Source organism: Sphaerochaeta globosa str. Buddy (assembly GCF_000190435.1).
Classification (GTDB): Bacteria; Spirochaetota; Spirochaetia; order Sphaerochaetales; family Sphaerochaetaceae; genus Sphaerochaeta; species Sphaerochaeta globosa.
This window is the reverse complement of sequence record NC_015152.1, coordinates 268,287-283,956: the sequence shown is the minus strand read 5'-3', so window position 1 is coordinate 283,956 and position 15,670 is coordinate 268,287. Positions and strand designations below refer to the sequence as shown.

At 46.9% G+C, this 15,670-nt stretch carries 17 protein-coding genes; 7 read left to right on the top strand and 10 right to left on the bottom strand.

Translation table 11 applies throughout. The annotated features are described in order from the left end of the window. From SPIBUDDY_RS01285 to SPIBUDDY_RS16105, 9 genes are all read right to left on the bottom strand, one after another. The gene (locus SPIBUDDY_RS01285; RefSeq protein ID WP_013605949.1) at positions 1–1,023 is read right to left on the bottom strand and encodes a polysaccharide biosynthesis protein; all 1,023 of its coding nucleotides are present in this window, start codon (positions 1,021–1,023) and stop codon (positions 1–3) included. Positions 1,024–1,028: 5 nt separating this feature from the next. Next, a complete protein-coding gene (locus SPIBUDDY_RS01280) occupies positions 1,029–2,243 on the bottom strand; it encodes a glycosyltransferase family 4 protein (protein WP_013605948.1) in 1,215 nt (404 codons plus the stop codon). Between the two features lie 2 nt (positions 2,244–2,245). Beyond that, a complete protein-coding gene (locus SPIBUDDY_RS01275) occupies positions 2,246–3,124 on the bottom strand; it encodes an NAD-dependent epimerase/dehydratase family protein (protein WP_013605947.1) in 879 nt (292 codons plus the stop codon). A 36-nt stretch (positions 3,125–3,160) separates the two neighbouring features. Further along, positions 3,161–3,757 (bottom strand): sugar transferase, encoded by a 597-nt coding sequence (locus SPIBUDDY_RS01270; RefSeq protein ID WP_013605946.1) that lies wholly within the window; start codon positions 3,755–3,757, stop codon positions 3,161–3,163. A 329-nt stretch (positions 3,758–4,086) separates the two neighbouring features. Then, a complete protein-coding gene (locus tag SPIBUDDY_RS01260) occupies positions 4,087–4,743 on the bottom strand; it encodes a DegT/DnrJ/EryC1/StrS family aminotransferase (protein ID WP_013605945.1) in 657 nt (218 codons plus the stop codon). 14 nt (positions 4,744–4,757) lie between these two features. Next, a complete protein-coding gene (locus tag SPIBUDDY_RS15555) occupies positions 4,758–5,312 on the bottom strand; it encodes a winged helix-turn-helix transcriptional regulator (RefSeq protein WP_013605944.1) in 555 nt (184 codons plus the stop codon). A gap of 835 nt (positions 5,313–6,147) precedes the next feature. Continuing rightward, a complete protein-coding gene (locus SPIBUDDY_RS01250) occupies positions 6,148–6,684 on the bottom strand; it encodes a hypothetical protein (protein ID WP_013605943.1) in 537 nt (178 codons plus the stop codon). 449 nt (positions 6,685–7,133) lie between these two features. Further along, positions 7,134–7,874: a PIG-L deacetylase family protein gene (locus SPIBUDDY_RS01245; protein WP_013605942.1), complete on the bottom strand. Its 741-nt coding sequence runs from the start codon at positions 7,872–7,874 to the stop codon at positions 7,134–7,136. 168 nt (positions 7,875–8,042) lie between these two features. Beyond that, positions 8,043–8,183, bottom strand: coding sequence for a hypothetical protein (locus SPIBUDDY_RS16105; protein ID WP_155816023.1), 141 nt, complete (start codon positions 8,181–8,183; stop codon positions 8,043–8,045). 138 nt (positions 8,184–8,321) lie between these two features. Here SPIBUDDY_RS16105 and SPIBUDDY_RS01240 point away from each other — a divergent pair, with 138 nt between their 5' ends. After that, positions 8,322–8,954: a DUF6088 family protein gene (locus SPIBUDDY_RS01240; protein ID WP_013605941.1), complete on the top strand. Its 633-nt coding sequence runs from the start codon at positions 8,322–8,324 to the stop codon at positions 8,952–8,954. A 31-nt stretch (positions 8,955–8,985) separates the two neighbouring features. Here SPIBUDDY_RS01240 and SPIBUDDY_RS01235 read toward each other — a convergent pair whose 3' ends face one another. Further along, positions 8,986–9,840 (bottom strand): MurR/RpiR family transcriptional regulator, encoded by an 855-nt coding sequence (locus tag SPIBUDDY_RS01235; RefSeq protein ID WP_013605940.1) that lies wholly within the window; start codon positions 9,838–9,840, stop codon positions 8,986–8,988. Between the two features lie 157 nt (positions 9,841–9,997). Between SPIBUDDY_RS01235 and SPIBUDDY_RS01230 the strand changes: the two genes are divergently transcribed. The 6 genes from SPIBUDDY_RS01230 to SPIBUDDY_RS01205 all read left to right on the top strand — a co-directional run bounded on the left by SPIBUDDY_RS01230 (position 9,998) and on the right by SPIBUDDY_RS01205 (position 15,652). Continuing rightward, positions 9,998–11,272, top strand: a complete 1,275-nt coding sequence (locus tag SPIBUDDY_RS01230) for an ABC transporter substrate-binding protein (RefSeq protein ID WP_013605939.1) — start codon at positions 9,998–10,000, stop codon at positions 11,270–11,272. A 254-nt stretch (positions 11,273–11,526) separates the two neighbouring features. Next, complete coding sequence (locus SPIBUDDY_RS01225) at positions 11,527–12,441, top strand: carbohydrate ABC transporter permease (RefSeq protein WP_013605938.1); 915 nt, start codon at positions 11,527–11,529, stop codon at positions 12,439–12,441. Beyond that, entirely contained in the window at positions 12,438–13,292 is an 855-nt protein-coding gene (locus SPIBUDDY_RS01220; RefSeq protein WP_013605937.1) for a carbohydrate ABC transporter permease, read from the top strand. The genes SPIBUDDY_RS01225 and SPIBUDDY_RS01220 overlap by 4 nt, the downstream gene beginning before the upstream one ends. 11 nt (positions 13,293–13,303) lie before the next feature. Next, a complete protein-coding gene (murQ, locus tag SPIBUDDY_RS01215; RefSeq protein WP_013605936.1) occupies positions 13,304–14,212 on the top strand; it encodes an N-acetylmuramic acid 6-phosphate etherase in 909 nt (302 codons plus the stop codon). Beyond that, entirely contained in the window at positions 14,209–15,120 is a 912-nt protein-coding gene (locus SPIBUDDY_RS01210) for an N-acetylglucosamine kinase (RefSeq protein WP_013605935.1), read from the top strand. The genes murQ and SPIBUDDY_RS01210 overlap by 4 nt, the downstream gene beginning before the upstream one ends. 217 nt (positions 15,121–15,337) lie before the next feature. Further along, a complete protein-coding gene (locus tag SPIBUDDY_RS01205; protein WP_013605934.1) occupies positions 15,338–15,652 on the top strand; it encodes a type II toxin-antitoxin system RelE/ParE family toxin in 315 nt (104 codons plus the stop codon). Positions 15,653–15,670 lie beyond the last annotated feature (18 nt).

Genomic DNA, 15,670 nt, shown 5'->3' with positions numbered 1-15,670 from the left:
CTAGCGGCTCCCCCATGCCTTCAACTCATCCTGGATGTACTTCAGGGTAAGTAGCTTCTCCTTAATCTGAGCGACGGTGAGCAACTCGGTGTTGCTGGAGTTGAACTCGGTGATCGTAGTACGTTTGCCATTGCCGTCAGTAAAGTACTTGTCATAGTTCAGATCGCGGTTGTCAGCAGGAACTCGGTAGAAGTTGCCGAGATCTATGGCATGGGCGCATTCTTCGTTGGTGAGCAATGTCTCATACATCTTCTCCCCGTGCCTGATGCCGATAGTCATTATCTCGTTGTCGGGATTAAATAGTTCCTTAACCGCCTGGGCAAGATCTCCGATGGTGCTCGCCGGTGCCTTCTGAACCAAGATGTCCCCGGTGTGTGCATGCTCGTAAGCGTAGAGAACTAGGTCTACCGCTTCTTCCAGCGTCATGATGAAGCGAGTCATAGAGAGATCGGTCACTGTAAGGGGTTTGCCCGCCTTGATCTGTTCAACAAACAGAGGGACCACAGAACCACGTGAGCAGAGTACGTTACCGTACCGCGTCCCGCAGATGAGCGTCTTGTCCTCAGCCACGGTCCTCGACTTAGCAACAAACACCTTCTCCATCATAGCCTTGCTGGTTCCCATGGCGTTGATGGGATAAGCAGCCTTGTCAGTGGAAAGGCAGATGACCTTCCTCACCCCTGCATTGATACAGGCCGTTAGTAGGTTGTCGGTGCCAATAACGTTGGTCTTCACCGCCTCCATTGGGAAGAACTCGCAGGAGGGAACCTGCTTCAGTGCTGCCGCACTGAAGACGAAATCCACACCGTTGAGCGCATCGCGGATGCTGCGATAGTCGCGTACATCACCGATGTAGTATTTAATCTTGTCGTTTTTATAGAAGTGGCGCATATCGTCTTGCTTCTTCTCATCGCGACTGAAAATGCGAATCTCTGCTATATCGGTATCAAGAAATCGCTCAAGTACAGCATTTCCGAAGGAGCCAGTGCCGCCTGTGATCAGGATGGTTTTATTAGTGAACATATATCTCAATCCTTAGCCAATGATTGTAAAAGTGTATCGAAATTATCAAGAAGAACTTTCTTGTTGTAATGTTCCATTGCATACTTCCTTGCAGATTCTCCCATAGTCTGTCTTGCATTGGGAGAGAGTGCATAGAAAGTTGAAATCGCAGCTACCAATTGATCAATATTTTCCGCATCAGCTACCAAACCTGCGTTAGCTTGCTTGATAATTCGTTGTGCTTCTCCATCTACAGAACCAATGATCGGTATACCACAGGCCAAATAGGTCTGCAACTTTGCAGGGATGGTCATGGAGAAAATATCACTTTTCTTGAGAATCAAGAGTCCTGCATCTGAACTTGCCAAGTATGAAGGAATCATTTGAGGGGGTTGTTTAGTAATAAACATAAAATAATCTTGGAGTCCTTCAGACTCAACTAAAGACTCCAAGCGATTCTTGTCCCTACCATCTCCAATGAGGACAAAACAAACGGATTGATTCTGTCCTTTTAATTTACGAGCAACAGGAATTAGGATGTCTAGGCCCTGAGCAACCCCGATATTTCCGGCAAAGGTGATTAAGACTCTTCCATCTCTTACTAAAACATTAGATTCAACAGAATCATTCGAAAAATAGAAATCCTCAGCATATTGAGGCCAAAATGTAATCTTTTCTGACTGTATCCCTCTTGCCGCAATGGATTGAATGAAACTTTGGGAAGATGTAAGAACGACATCCGACTGTGTGTAGATTGAGTTAACGAGACGCCCCAACATTCTTTCAATTATTTTTGAGGTATTGCCTGTTACTTCTTGGAAACTCTCAGGCCATAAGTCGAGAATGTAGGAAATCACTGGAATCTTATGTTTCTTGCCAAACCAGATTCCAACTAGACATTGTGTAATTGGAGAAATCTCATAATTAAATACAACGTCAGGTCGGTTATGAGCTTTTAGAGAATAGAACCATCCTGAAATCACGAATGAAATGTAATTCATGCTCAGGCATAAAAAGTTCTTGCCTCTTGGGAGTATAGTAAGTCTGTGTACGATTACTCCTTTTATTTGTTCATTTCTTTTTTTTGACCAAGAGTAACCTAGGAAGAATCGTCCTTCTGGGTAATTAGGGATGCCAGTCACAACGCTAACAGTATGACCCCGTTCTACCAAAGATTCACAAAGGTCAGTTATCCTTACTGATTCAGGATAGTAGTACTGTGAAACAACGAGTATGTTCACATCTACCTCGATGGAAGAGCTTCATGGGTCTTGTGGATTGAGGTAGATAAGCATATTGATTGTTTATTACTGAATGCTGTTACTGATAATTCTTGTGAATACTTCAACGTCCCCCACACCTTACTAAACGCAGGAATGAACAACGCACCTAACGATACAAACGGATTCAATAGCCGAGTAATCCATATTCTATGGTCGGTCTCTTTAGCTACTTGCCTCACCACCTCACAAGTATCCACATACTCTTCATTCTGCGGAAAAAAGACCCCTTGTTCCTTATTCTCGATAATCAACCTAACAAACTCACACAGATTATCAATATAGAGCATACTTCTCTGATTATGAAACTCAGGGAATATCGGTGTATTCTTTGCAAGGGCAACTAATTTGGGAAAATTTCCCTTAGACCCAGGTCCATATATCATTGGAGGTCGCAGTATAGCAATTTTAAAATGTTCATCTTCAAGTTTTCTAATTCCGATTTCAGCCTGGAGTTTACTGTTTCCATAGAACCCATTAGGTCTGGGTTCTGTCTCTCTGGTAATGATCACGGGTTTGAGTGACTTACTCTCTCCATATACTATGATACTGCTCATGAAAATGAATTGCTTAACACCAGAAGCCTTCGCCTTTGCTGCTGTTTCAATTGTTAAGTCTGTATTTACTTTATAATACAGTGCTTCCATGTTTTTCTCGGCATTCACATGCGCAATCCCAGCCACATGAAACACCACGTCATACCCAGAGAAATCCTTTTCTCTCCAAGAGCCATCAATCATATCAATAGTATCAACGTGATATTTATCTGGTTCCCGCATGAGCCAACGTTCTACATTGGTACCAATATAGCTATTCAATCCGGTGATAAGTATTCTCTTCAAAGGTTGCTCCGATTGGCATGTTTCTTTATGGCTGGATCAATCACAACCTGTCCCACCCTCAACAACTCCATCATGGTTCAGTACATTGAATATGGTTTTAAAGAAGCACTTTACATCCATCCTAAATCCAACCTTCTGAACATACTCACCATCGAACCAAGCCTTATCAACAATTTCTAGCGCATCTCTACCGTTGATTTGTGCCCAACCAGACAATCCTGGTCGCACATCATTTGCTCCATATTTGTCCCGTTCTGCTATGAGATCATACTGATTCCAAAGCGCAGGCCGTGGCCCGATTATCGACATCTGTCCGGCAAGAATATTGAAGATCTGTGGCAACTCATCCAGACTGGTCTTTCTGAGGACTTTGCCAACCCTGGTTATATACTGCTGAGGATTCTTGAGCTGATGGGTAGGAACATCGTTTGGAGTATCTATGCTCATCGTCCTAAGCTTGAGGATATAAAAATGGGTCTTATGTATCCCGACTCTCTTTTGCTTGAATAAAACCGGACCTTTAGAATCAAGCTTTATTAAGATGATTATTACGAGAAACAACGGAGACAACACTATCAAGGCAAAAAGCGCTAGTAGGAAATCAAAAAATCTTTTAATTCTTAAATAGATCATTTTACTACTTTCCAAAAGCATACTCTTTCATATCCAATAGCTTCGCTCTCACATCTTCAAGCTCAACTTCTCTCAGTGCAAAGCTTTTAAAGTTGAATTCAAACCGTACGCGCTTCAAGGATTTATAAAAACTTACTCCCTCAGGAAGATATCCCCTTGAGCAAGATATCACAGCATCCGGCCTTACACACATCAATCCCACTCTACGCCAATAAGAACCCCACCACTTACCTCAGTCCTGAGGCCAAATTCTTCTGTGGTTACCGTAGACTGTAATCCGAATGTGATCTTTTCGGTTCATATACCAAAACCCCTCGATTCCTGCATATTTATGCAGCTTTCGCGCCCTTTTCCCATATTCCCGTATATCTATCACTCGTCCTATTCTTCAAAACGACTAAAGAAAAGGCTGTGAAGTCAGCGACTTCCCCAGCCTTCTTTCCCTTATAGGTAGCACCAATAGCATGAGCACTATCAGCAAGAACCATGACTCTGTCAAATGTAGCCTGTACCGGTGAATTCGGGGTATACAAAGCCTTCTTCTCTTCCAGCACTTGGTAGAGCCGGTCATAGTCACACATGACTCCACCGAGATCTACTGGGATAACGGCCTTAGTCTTCTTGGTTATTGCTCTGCTTACCGCTTCATAATCCAAAAGGAAAGAATCAGGGGCAACATCAACTAGTACGGGAGTAGCTCCCACATGAACAATTGGACTGCATGAGGCGGTATAGGTGTAGGCGCTGGTGATGACCTCATCACCTGGGCCTATACCCATGAGAATCAAAGCCAATTCAAGGGCTGCAGTTGCTGAGTTTAAGCAACACACAGTACTCGTATTGCAGAATTCTGCAAGATGCTTCTCAAAGAGCTTTGTCTTAGGTCCTGTGGTAATCCAACCTGACCTCAAGGCATCAACAACTTCATCAATCTCTTCTTGGGTAATATCAGGAGGAGAAAAAGGAATGGGCTTATGTAATTCCATGTATATATTCCTTACTAGACATGCAAAACAGAGAGAAGGTTCTCGCATATGAATCCACGCTCCTTGAGCGCGGTTTCATCCTCCGTATTCCATACAAGAAGAACGACATCAGCAGGTGAGAACAATTTAGTAAACAAGATTATTGAGTGCTCTGTGTACACCTCTGCAGGCAATTCGCCTACAGCTAGCACAGTAGTAATTATTTGAAAGATTTCATCATTCGGACCATAGAAGCAAACCTTCTTTCCAGGATTGGCCCTATGTATGGAGTTCACTGCTGTTGCTATCTGTTGTTGATACTGCAACAGCTCCCTATACGTCCTCACTATATACCCATACGTCCTCTCCAGCTTGTTGGCTATGCCACTGGGAGTGAGGAAGTATCGGATGGAGTTGGGTTGGAGCTTCTCAATCTTAACCAGGCCTTTCTTAATCAGCTTCTTTAGGACAATGTTGATGGTTCCCAAGGACACACCGACATGTTCAGACAGTTCGCGTTGCGTCGCGTCTGAGTTCTGATCGATGTAGGAGAGAATAGAAAATTCCTTGGTTGTATATTCAGGTAACATAATGCTATAGAATGTATACAATGTTCATAAATTGAACAGTATCTATGAATCTCCCTAGTTCGAAGTCTTCTTTTTCGAACTAGGACAGATTTCTTGATTAATTTCTTATGTGAGTTTCTTCGCAGGAATAGCAGACAAAGCTTCGCCACTACAGGCCCCAAAGGGATGCAGTAAAGAGGAACCCTTCCACTATACACCGGCTGCCGAAACAAACACGGTATATATTCTTCCTGCAAGTACAGCATAAAACGCTCTGCTGTATCTCACTGAAGAAAACCTGCAACCAAGGTAAAAGTTACGCCTATGACAGAAGAATGGGTAACCAACCCCGGTGTTGAGTGCCATAGTAGCATTGCTTTGTAATTGCTTCAACTGAAAATATACGATTTTCATTACAACTATGCAAAAAGTGTAGTAATTTTAGGCTATGTAGCTTGCCTATGAGCAAAGAAATACAAAGTAGTATTACTCGATGAAAAGGAAAGGCTCCTCAGTGAAGAAGCGCTATTTTTTCATACAGAGACTTCTTTTCCTGTTTTCATCTGCATGGTAATTGCCGTTTCAGCGGTAACATACCAGCCCAGAATTGCATTTTTATTCTTGGAAATACAATACATTTCTTTTCAATCAGAAACTATTACATAGTCACTATGTCATAGCTTTTCGTGCAATACCTACGACTGCAGTGTATGAGTCTTGGTAAGCCGTCCCTCATTCGGATACGTCGGTGTAGGTAGGTACATATTCACCGTTCCTTCCGATGCCCGATCAGGTTTGGCTGCATTGAAAGCCAAGCGATAAGACAAGGAGCATGCTAATGCCTTTCTGAGACAAATTAACTATTGGCGGTGTACACGAAGGTGACGGTACCGGTATAGGTTCCTTCCACGGCTGCGTCGAATTTCGCCTGGTCCACGTTAATGGATAGTTTGTCTGATTGGCTTCCCAGCCCGGCCATGCTTGGTACGGTAATAACATCGACAGGGGTGAGGCTGGTAGCTCCATCAGTGGTTATCGACTGTCCGTTTATCGTTACGATGTAGTCTATGTAGGCGGTGGCTTGTCCGGTTACGGCGCTAGCCATGGCTGTGGCACTCATGGAGACAGAATACCCTTTGCGATTGTTTGAGAGAATTGTTAGGTAGGCACTGAAGTCCTGATTCCCAGCGCTTGTGACCTGGAGAGGTCCGGTATACGTTTCAGCACTCTCAAATTGTTCAGGATTCCCAGAAAATTGGGTTGTGGTAATTTTCATTCTATTGATTCCCTGCACCACAGTACTCACATCAAAGCTAGCTGGTTCGGGGCTGGCTGCAAAAACAGGAGTACATAGGCCGATACACACAACCAACACCAATAGAATCTTCTTCATCATCTTTCTCCTTCGTATTGGGCTGCCCCAGCATGCAATGGATGATGTTTGAGACACCCTCAGGCTGTATTGAATTGTTTTGTTATCAGAAATGTAATCATACTCAAGTCTTATGTCAATCCTAACATTTTATCTCTTTGTATAGAGGTCAAAATATTCTAGAAATTATCAAAGTATTTCAATTCAATCAATTTTTAGGGGTGTATTGCTGAATAACATATGACATGTGAATGTGTTTCTTGGAAATTGTTATGGATATCCTTCACTCTTTTGTACATATATACACTCAAAATAATCTGTATAACTATAGTATATGTCATATGTTTAGCATGTATCTGAGACTTTCTTTCCCAGGCCTTTATAGCACTCTCTCCCAGGGAGAGAATGCTTAGGCATAGAGACACTAAACCAGGTATTTGGCTTTTTGGTTAATCAGAATCGGATGCGTATCAGCCCCTCTGGCTGATCGGCAGGCTCTTTCCCACATAGGGTACAAAGCGCTTGAAGCCTTCTGCGTATTCTATGTTCAGCTTTGTCCAGATGCGTGCCTGGAAGGCACGATGCTTGGCAAAGTGCACATAGAAGTCTCCGAGCTGTGGCTGGCAGCCGAACTTTGCTATAGCCTCCATTTTCTTCTGCTGGTTGGCTGTGATGTCTACATAGAAGTCGGGGTCGAACTTATTGAACTCACTCATGGGAACCGTTGGTTCAAAGAAATAGATGTTCGGGTAGTAGTGGGCTACAGTACCAGGTAATGCTCCCAATTGGGAGGCGCTGTTGCAGGCCATTACTACAGCATTGCCTGTATTGGCATGGTCGGGATTGGTGGGGTCGACAGTCCAATGGGTGAGAATAATCTCGGGCCTGATCTGAAGCACCCGCTTGATCAAATACCGGGTACGATCAGCATCGATTACCAAGGGATAGTCGTCCCAGTCAAGAAACTCGATGGTAGCTCCCAAGGCCTTTGCTGCTTCTGCCGACTCCCTCTTTCTCAGGTCCGAGCATGCTTCATAGGTCCCCTGGGGATTATCCTTCCAATATCCGCCCGACTCACCCCGAACTCCGCAGGTAAGGGCCAGGACATGTACGCTAAAGCCTTGTTGCACTAAGTTGAGTATGGTTCCCCCGCTTCGGGTACAGTAGTCTGCTGCGTGGGCGCTGACTACCAGGACATTGTTTGCTGCCATAGGTTCCTCCAGGTGATTTGTATACTAACCCAAAGAAGCAAAGAAGGGCTACCAAGGAGTTGGGTTTTATAAGAAATAGGCATTTCGCATACAAGACGTATCTGCTAATAAAGCGACCTTTCTTCTGTGTGAATTCAATACAGAGGGGCTAGTTCAGGAACTCGCTTTCTACCATGCTTCTTTTCCAATCTCAGCGCCGAAAAAATCCTTGTTATAGGTGGCTTGGGAAGCAATCTGGTCAAGTAGTTCAACCAGTTGTTCTCCCCCATTTGGGGAATGGAACCATGAAGGAGTGTGTTGTAAGCTCATAGTATCAAAGCCAGATTATTACACTATAAAATACTAAGGAACTTTCAGTGAAAACAAAAACATGATGCAATATATTTCAATGCAGGGTAATAAGGTATTGTATTGACTTGTTACGTTTTTATGATAAAATCGTAACATATGAAACAAACTAATGAGTTCTCTCAAACAGAGCAAATATGGAAACAGATACAAACCATGAAAGAGGGCACCATATTTTTCTCTGACGCTTTTTCCTATGAGAATAGAGCCGTTCTCAGAGTGGTGTTATCACGGCTCATTGCTGAAGGACTCATTGAAAGACTCGGCCCTGGAATATATCTGCACCCAAGGTATTCACGAGTACTGGGAAAGAGTGTGACGCCATCCATTGAAGAAATCGCTCAAGCAGTAGCACAGCAGGAAAAATCGAGATTGGCTCTGTCAGGATCATACGCTCTCTACAAGTTAGGATTGTCTACCCAGGTTCCAACAGTCGCTGTATTTCTTACTGATGGGTCCCCAAGAAAGCTTGTACTTAAGGACGGCCGAACAATAATTTTCAAGAGAACAACGGCAAAGAACCTTGCCTTTACGAGCAAGAGCATGCAATTGCTGGTTGCGAGTTTGAAAGAAATTGGTGAAGCCAATCTAGCAGCCGACCGTATGGCTAAGATAAACAAAATCTTCGATGGAATACCTGAGCATGAATACAAAGCCGATAGGAATCTAGCTCCAGAATGGATGCAAAAACTGTTCATGCAAATCAAGCAGGAGAAGCATACAGGTATATAGCCCTATACCCAAGCCTTTGTCAGTTGACTCCTCACCCCGATACATGTGCAACAGCTTCCCAGCTTCGCTTGAGTAACGGCTGTATCTGCTTCTGGCAACGGGCTAGGATCATGGTGTAAATGAAGTCGACTACGAGTAGCTGTCCAAACCGGGAGAGGGTTGCCCCCTCTCGGAACAGCGACTCGCTGTTCACAACATTGAGGGTAATATCGGCAAGCTTGGAGAGCGAGTTGCCTCCGATGCGGGTAATAGCAATAACGGTACTCTCGTTCTTCTTTGCTTCCCTTGCTACTTTCAGCACACTGTTGGTTTCCCCTGAATAGGAGATGGCAATGAGCACGTCCTGCTTGTGCAGGGCACAGGCTTCCACTATCTGCATGTCGCTGTCGGCAGTAAAGACTGCTTTCAGCCCCAAGCGTGCAAGTTTTTGCTGCAGGTCTATGGCAACAACACCACTTGCTCCAATGCCGCTGATCAGCAAGTGCGAAGCATGCAGGATTGCCTCCACCGATTCTTCCACTGCCTTGGGATCGATTACACTCTCTATTCCCCTCAGACTTTCACAGGTACTGCCTACGACCAAGTGGACAAGCTCCCCTGCACTGGTGCGCTCGGTCACTTCCCTGACCTTTTGCTCTTCAGCGACACGCTCGGAGGAGAACACTTCCTTGGCCAAGGCCATGCGAAGTTCCGTATAGCCGGCAAAGCCGAGGCGGCTTGCAAACCGGATGCAGGCCGCTGCACTGGAACCGGTGGCCTTGGCCACGTCCTGTACACCCATGGAGACCGACTGTGTCGGGTTTGCCAACAGGAAGTCGGCAACCTTGCGTTCACTGGGAGCCAAGTTGGGAAGAAATTGCTTGATTACATACAGACATCCACTCATAGAGATAGCATACCACGTTTCACTTCAGTAACAAATGAAATAATTTTTTAGAATTGAAATTTGTTTACTGGAAATCATTTTTGATTTTCCTTGACAACCCTTCTTTGCAGGGTGACAATTTGCTTATGGTAAATCATCACACAAAAGGAGATGTTACATGAAAAAACACACACTCATCAGCTTCCTGCTGGTCCTCGTGACCGCAAGCTTGCTCTTTGGTGCAGGCGTACAGGAACAAGCAGAAGCCCAGGCTCCTCAGACTGTATTGGAGTTCTGGACCTGGAGACCTGAGGACGTAGACTTCTACGCCAAGCAGATCGCTCTGTTTGAAGCAGCCAATCCCACGATCAAGGTCGTACAGACTGCACACAAGAACACCGAGTACAACACCATTCTCTCTGCTTCCCTTTCCGGTGGTGCCGGACCCGATGTATTCCAGGGCCGTGCCTACGGTGGGCTTGCCACCTTTGCCGACTCAGGCTTCCTCGAACCCCTTGAAGCTTGGATGCCCGAACTGAAGAACTACTCAGCCACCGCCGTTCTGGGAGCCACAAGCCCCACCGACGGCAAGGTGTATGGTAGTCCTGCAGTAAGTCAGACCGTGTTCATGTACTACAACAAGGACATGTACAAGGAAATGGGTCTTTCCATTCCCAAAACTTGGGCTGAACTGATCGCCAACTTCGAAGCAGCCAAGAAAGCCGGCTACATTCCCTTAGGCAACGGTGCCAAGGACGGCTGGTGCCTCGAGACCATGGTTGGTGGTATGGGACCGAGTTTGTACGGCGGAACCGCGTTCTTCAACGACGTAGTCGCCGGCAAGAAGAACTTCCAGGACCCGGCTTTCATCGCCATGGTTGAGCAGATGAAGAGCCTTACCAAGTACATGCCCGACATGTATATGGGTATCAGCTACGAGGATATGCGCTCGAACTTCTTCAACGAGCTCTCCCCGCATTTGATCGCAGGCTCCTACGAAGCTGCTTACTTCAAAACACAGAATCCTGAACTGAACTTCGACATTTTCGCAGTTCCCGGCCCGAAAGCAACCGATCCTGCGTATGTATCGGTGTATGCAGACATGAACTTTGCCATGAATGCCAAGTCCAAGAACAAGGACGCAGCAGTCAAGTTCCTGAAGTTCCTCTCATCCAAGGAATTCGGCAAGGCCATGGTCACCGACTTGAAGATGGTCACCTCGGTTCCCGGCGTAGACGCCACCAGCGACCCCTTCATCGCCCGTGTTCTTGAGTTGCAGAAGAATGCCACCCCGTATTTGTTCCTCGTAGGCTTCCGTTATCAGCAGCCCACCGGCTCCTCCCTCTGGCAGGCAGCTGCCCAGGGTGTAATGGCTGGTACGCTCACTCCCGCTCAGGCCGCGAAGCAAGTACAGGACGGTATCGCCTCCTATTACAAGCCGTTCCAGAAGTAACATATTTCACCCTGCAGAGGGAGTCACCTCTGCAGGGTGAGGTGTACAAAAGAGAATACTCTTCAGCGGTTATGCTGTTGCAGCCAAGCCGCTGAACGTTTTCCACCTACTCGCCGTGTAGCACGTAGGTAATGCTTGGAAAAACAACCAAGTTGCATGGAAGAGAATGTACCGAAGTATTGCACGGCGAAAAGTTCTATCGGATGAACCGACAACGCCGCTACAGAACACTGAGCGCAAAGCCAGGAGAACGAATGAGACGAATACAAACAAACAAACTCCTTTGGATTACTTTCTTCATCACCCCGGGCCTTCTGGTGGTGGGGCTCTTCATACTCCTTCCGCTGTTCATGTCCCTGTACAACAGCCTGTTCTCCTGGAAACAGCTGATCAGAATGGATTTTGTCGGCCTTGAGAACTTTCGTAGGCTTCTTACTACGTTTCCCTATCAGGAGCGTTTCTTCAACGCGCTGAAAAACAACCTTGTCTGGTTTCTCTCTACTACCTTAATTCAGAATTCCCTCGGACTCCTCATTGGATACCTGTTAAGCAGAAATGTTCCGTTTGCACAGTTCTTCAAACGAGTCTTCTTCATACCTGTGTTGTTCTCCATTGTTGCTGTTGGCTTTCTGTGGGGTATGTACCTCAAGCCTACAGGCTTGGTGAACAACTTTCTCAAGCTGGTCGGCCTTGCTGTTCTGCAAAGGCCATGGCTTGGCCTTGAGCATTTGGCAACGCCTACCATTATTCTGGTGAACATCTGGAGGTGGGTTGGCTTTCCTTCCTTGGTGTTCCTCGCTGCCATCGACAACGTCCCCGGCGAGTGCCTGGAGGCAGCGTATCTGGAGGGTGTTGGCGAATGGAAGCTCTTCTGGAAGATTATCTTCCCCCTCATCATTCCTTCCATCACCATTATCACAGTGCTTACCATTATTGGAAGCCTCAATGTATTTGAGCAAATTTATACTATGACCGGCCTCGATGGCGCTCCCAACTACGCTACCGATACCATCGGCACCCTGTTCTATCGAACCGCCTTCGGTTCGATAGATGCAGGCAGCCCGGAGATCGGGATCGGGTCGGCCATCGGTTTGGTCATTTATGTGCTGACGTTCTTTACTTCACTGCTCTCCATTTTTGTTACCAGAAAACGGGAGGTGCAGTTATGATCACCGACCTGCGCTACAAAGGCTCCTCGCTGGGAAAGAGATTGTTCATCACAGTCTGTCTTGCAGGCATGTCACTCTATGTCATTCTCATTCTCTATCCCCTGCTGAACATGGTGCTCTCTTCGTTTAAGACCAACCGGGCCATCCTTACCACCCCGTTCTCACTTCCCAAGGCTTTTTCCTTCGCTACCTATAAGACGGTGTGGATCGACAAGGGCTTTAACCGCTACTTCACCAACAGCTTGTTGGTTACCACCATTTCCATGGGCTTGGTGTTGCTGTTCGGTTCCATGGCTTCCTATGGTATCAGCAGGTATACGTATAAGCTGAATACGGTCGTGTATATGCTGTTTCTCAGCGGTATCATGCTGCCACTGAAGGCAGCAATTATTCCGCTGTTCCTGCTTATTAAGACTTTGGGGCTTATCAACAACCCGCTGTCGGTCATACTCATTTTCCTTGCGATGGCCCTGCCCTCCACGGTGTTCATTCTGGCTGGGTTCATGAAGGGTATTCCCCTGGAGTTGGAGTATGCAGCCAAAATCGACGGCTGCCACGACTTTGCCATCTATAGGCTGGTGGTCATGCCGATGGTCGCCCCGGCTGTCGCCCTGGTTACCATCTACAACGCCGTTCCTATTTGGAACGACTTCTTCTTCCCCTTGGTCTTTTTGCAGTCGGATAAGGTGAAGACACTCCCGGTGGGACTGTCAACGTTCTTCGGCCAGCATAGTACCAACTGGAGCCTGTTGTTCACCGGCCTTTCCATTGCCATACTGCCTATGTTGGTGCTGTACCTTTTCATGTCCAAGTATTTCATCAAGGGAATGACCGCAGGTGCGGTCAAATAGGAGATACAACCTTGCAATCATCACTGCCTACCACCGAGCAACGAAACCCGGCTTCCTACCGTATCGATACCAAGTCCACCCTCGAGATTCTTTCCATCATCAACGAGGAGGACCGCAAGGTCCCCCTTGCGGTGGGTGATTGTATTTCGGTCATTGCCAGTCTCGTTGACGATGTGGTGCTCTCCTTCAAGAAAGGCGGCAGGCTCTTTTATATTGGAGCAGGGACTTCAGGAAGGCTTGGCGTGCTCGATGCCTCTGAGTGCCCTCCCACATTCGGCGTTCCGCCTACGATGGTGCAGGGCATTATCGCAGGGGGCTTGCCTGCCCTTACCAATGCGATAGAGTCGGCAGAGGATAATGCTACGGCGGGAGTACTGGAGCTTCAGGGCCGTTCCTTCACCAAGGACGATGTGCTGGTGGGCATTACAGCTTCCGGCCAGGCACCCTATGTGATCGGGGCCATGGCGTGGGCACAGAGCATTGGGGCCAAGGTGGGAGCGATAAGCTGCAATGAACACTCAGCGGTATTCGACCATGCCGACCATAAAATCTATGTGGCGGTGGGGGCCGAGATTATTACCGGCTCGACACGCATGAAGTCAGGTACCGCTCAGAAGCTGGTGTTGAATATGATTACCACCGCCAGCATGATCCGCATCGGCAAGGTGTATAACAATCTGATGGTGGATTTGCTTCCGCTGAATGCGAAGCTGGTGGACCGCGCCAAGCGCCTCATTATTGAGGTTACCGGGTGCTCCCGAGTCGAGGCAGAGGACCTGTATAAACACAGTAAGGGCAACATCCGCGTAGCATCGCTGATGCACATGCTCAAGGTGGATGCCCTTGAGGCCAGACGGCTTCTGGATGAGAGTGATGGGAGCATTAACCGCGCTCTCGATAAGAAAGGGGTGAGCGTGTGAGCAGCCCCTACTTCTTCGGCCTTGACGGGGGTGGGACCCAGAGCCGTCTGGCTGTCTGTGACTCTGTAGGGCATGTGGTGGTGGAGGTGTATGGTGGAGCCACCAATCTCTATACGGGTAAGCCTGAGCAGGTAGCGCAGAATCTGAAAGCGTTGTTCTCACAGGTAGAGGCTTACTTCCCCTTTGCAGGTGGATGTATCGGCTCTGCAGGGCTGGGAAGAGAGCGGGAGAAGGCTCTTTTCAGGGAAATGCTTGCTGTTTTACTGCCTGGGGTACCCGTGTACCTCTGCAGCGACGGAGAGATTTTGTTGGTGGGAGGCTTGGCTGGGTTGGAAGGCTATGCGCTGATAAGCGGGACAGGAAGCCTTGCCCTGAGCAGAAGCTCTGATGGCACTCTTTTGCGTGCAGGCGGATTCGGCTACCTGCTTGGCGATGAAGGCTCTGCCTATTGGATAGCCCACCAGGCTCTTATTCGTTCACTGCGGTCTTTGGAACACAGAGACTTGAACACCAATATGCTAGGTTCCCTGGTGGAAGGTTGCTCCCTCTCCAAGGCAGAGGACCTCATTGCCTATGTACACCGAGAGGCCTCCAAGGCCGATATTGCCAAGCTTGCCCCCTTGGTGACGGTGTTTGCCAAGGAAGGCGATCCTTTGGCAACCGATATTCTTCAGTGTGCAGCCAAAGAACTGGTTGCCTTGGTGGTGTCGGTACAGAATCCTGCCATTACAGCCAAGGAGCTTGTGCTGGCTGGGGGAGTGCTGGAGAAAGATCCGCTGGTGCGACCGCTGTTTATGCAAGCATTGAGAGAAGCTCTTCCACAGCTGCAGATTATTACAGCTCGAGGGACTGCATTAGCAGGTGCTTGCCTGCTGGCTAGAACAAACTTCTCAAGAACAAGCCTGTGACTTTATTGGGGTATAGCCGTATAAACTGGGGATTTTTCCTGAGTTTTTTATAGTTATTACCCTATAAAACGTCCCAAAAAGCAATGTGGAAGGAATTACTTAGTCCCTCAAATTGGTAAAATTGCAATGAGATTCTCACTATCACGGATACTAGCAAAATAAGAAGATTGACCTATAAGGTTAATTTTATTATACTCCTTCTATGAGGAGGCAATCTTTGGATGTCTATTTTGCTTCCAGAAAAGATGAGTTGGTCTTAACCAATGAACGGTTGCGCAAATCCAAGCATGGAAATATTGCAGATTCGATAGGTAATAGGTTGGCGGAATTTGAAGCAGCAAACTCACTTGAAGAAATACCTATGACACCTCCTCCAAGACGTCATAAGCTATCAGGAAACATGGCAAACTATTGGAGCGTTGATGTCTCCAAGAATTATCGAATTATCTTTGAGCCGTATGGCACATGGTCTGAACATGATCTCTCATCCATCACAAAAATCAAGATTTTACAAATTTGTGATTATCACTAAACGGTTCAGATATCCATG

What these genes read in the sequence shown, in the direction of transcription:
- SPIBUDDY_RS01285 (WP_013605949.1), bottom strand. Translation starts at nt 1,023, where the DNA reads ATGTTCACTAATAAAACCATCCTGATCACAGGCGGCACTGGCTCCTTC.
- SPIBUDDY_RS01270 (WP_013605946.1), bottom strand. Translation starts at nt 3,757, where the DNA reads ATGATCTATTTAAGAATTAAAAGATTTTTTGATTTCCTACTAGCGCTT.
- SPIBUDDY_RS01260 (WP_013605945.1), bottom strand. Translation starts at nt 4,743, where the DNA reads ATGGAATTACATAAGCCCATTCCTTTTTCTCCTCCTGATATTACCCAA.
- SPIBUDDY_RS15555 (WP_013605944.1), bottom strand. Translation starts at nt 5,312, where the DNA reads ATGTTACCTGAATATACAACCAAGGAATTTTCTATTCTCTCCTACATC.
- SPIBUDDY_RS01250 (WP_013605943.1), bottom strand. Translation starts at nt 6,684, where the DNA reads ATGAAGAAGATTCTATTGGTGTTGGTTGTGTGTATCGGCCTATGTACT.
- SPIBUDDY_RS01245 (WP_013605942.1), bottom strand. Translation starts at nt 7,874, where the DNA reads ATGGCAGCAAACAATGTCCTGGTAGTCAGCGCCCACGCAGCAGACTAC.
- SPIBUDDY_RS16105 (WP_155816023.1), bottom strand. Translation starts at nt 8,183, where the DNA reads ATGAGCTTACAACACACTCCTTCATGGTTCCATTCCCCAAATGGGGGA.
- SPIBUDDY_RS01240 (WP_013605941.1), top strand. Translation starts at nt 8,322, where the DNA reads ATGAAACAAACTAATGAGTTCTCTCAAACAGAGCAAATATGGAAACAG.
- SPIBUDDY_RS01235 (WP_013605940.1), bottom strand. Translation starts at nt 9,840, where the DNA reads ATGAGTGGATGTCTGTATGTAATCAAGCAATTTCTTCCCAACTTGGCT.
- SPIBUDDY_RS01230 (WP_013605939.1), top strand. Translation starts at nt 9,998, where the DNA reads ATGAAAAAACACACACTCATCAGCTTCCTGCTGGTCCTCGTGACCGCA.
- SPIBUDDY_RS01225 (WP_013605938.1), top strand. Translation starts at nt 11,527, where the DNA reads ATGAGACGAATACAAACAAACAAACTCCTTTGGATTACTTTCTTCATC.
- SPIBUDDY_RS01220 (WP_013605937.1), top strand. Translation starts at nt 12,438, where the DNA reads ATGATCACCGACCTGCGCTACAAAGGCTCCTCGCTGGGAAAGAGATTG.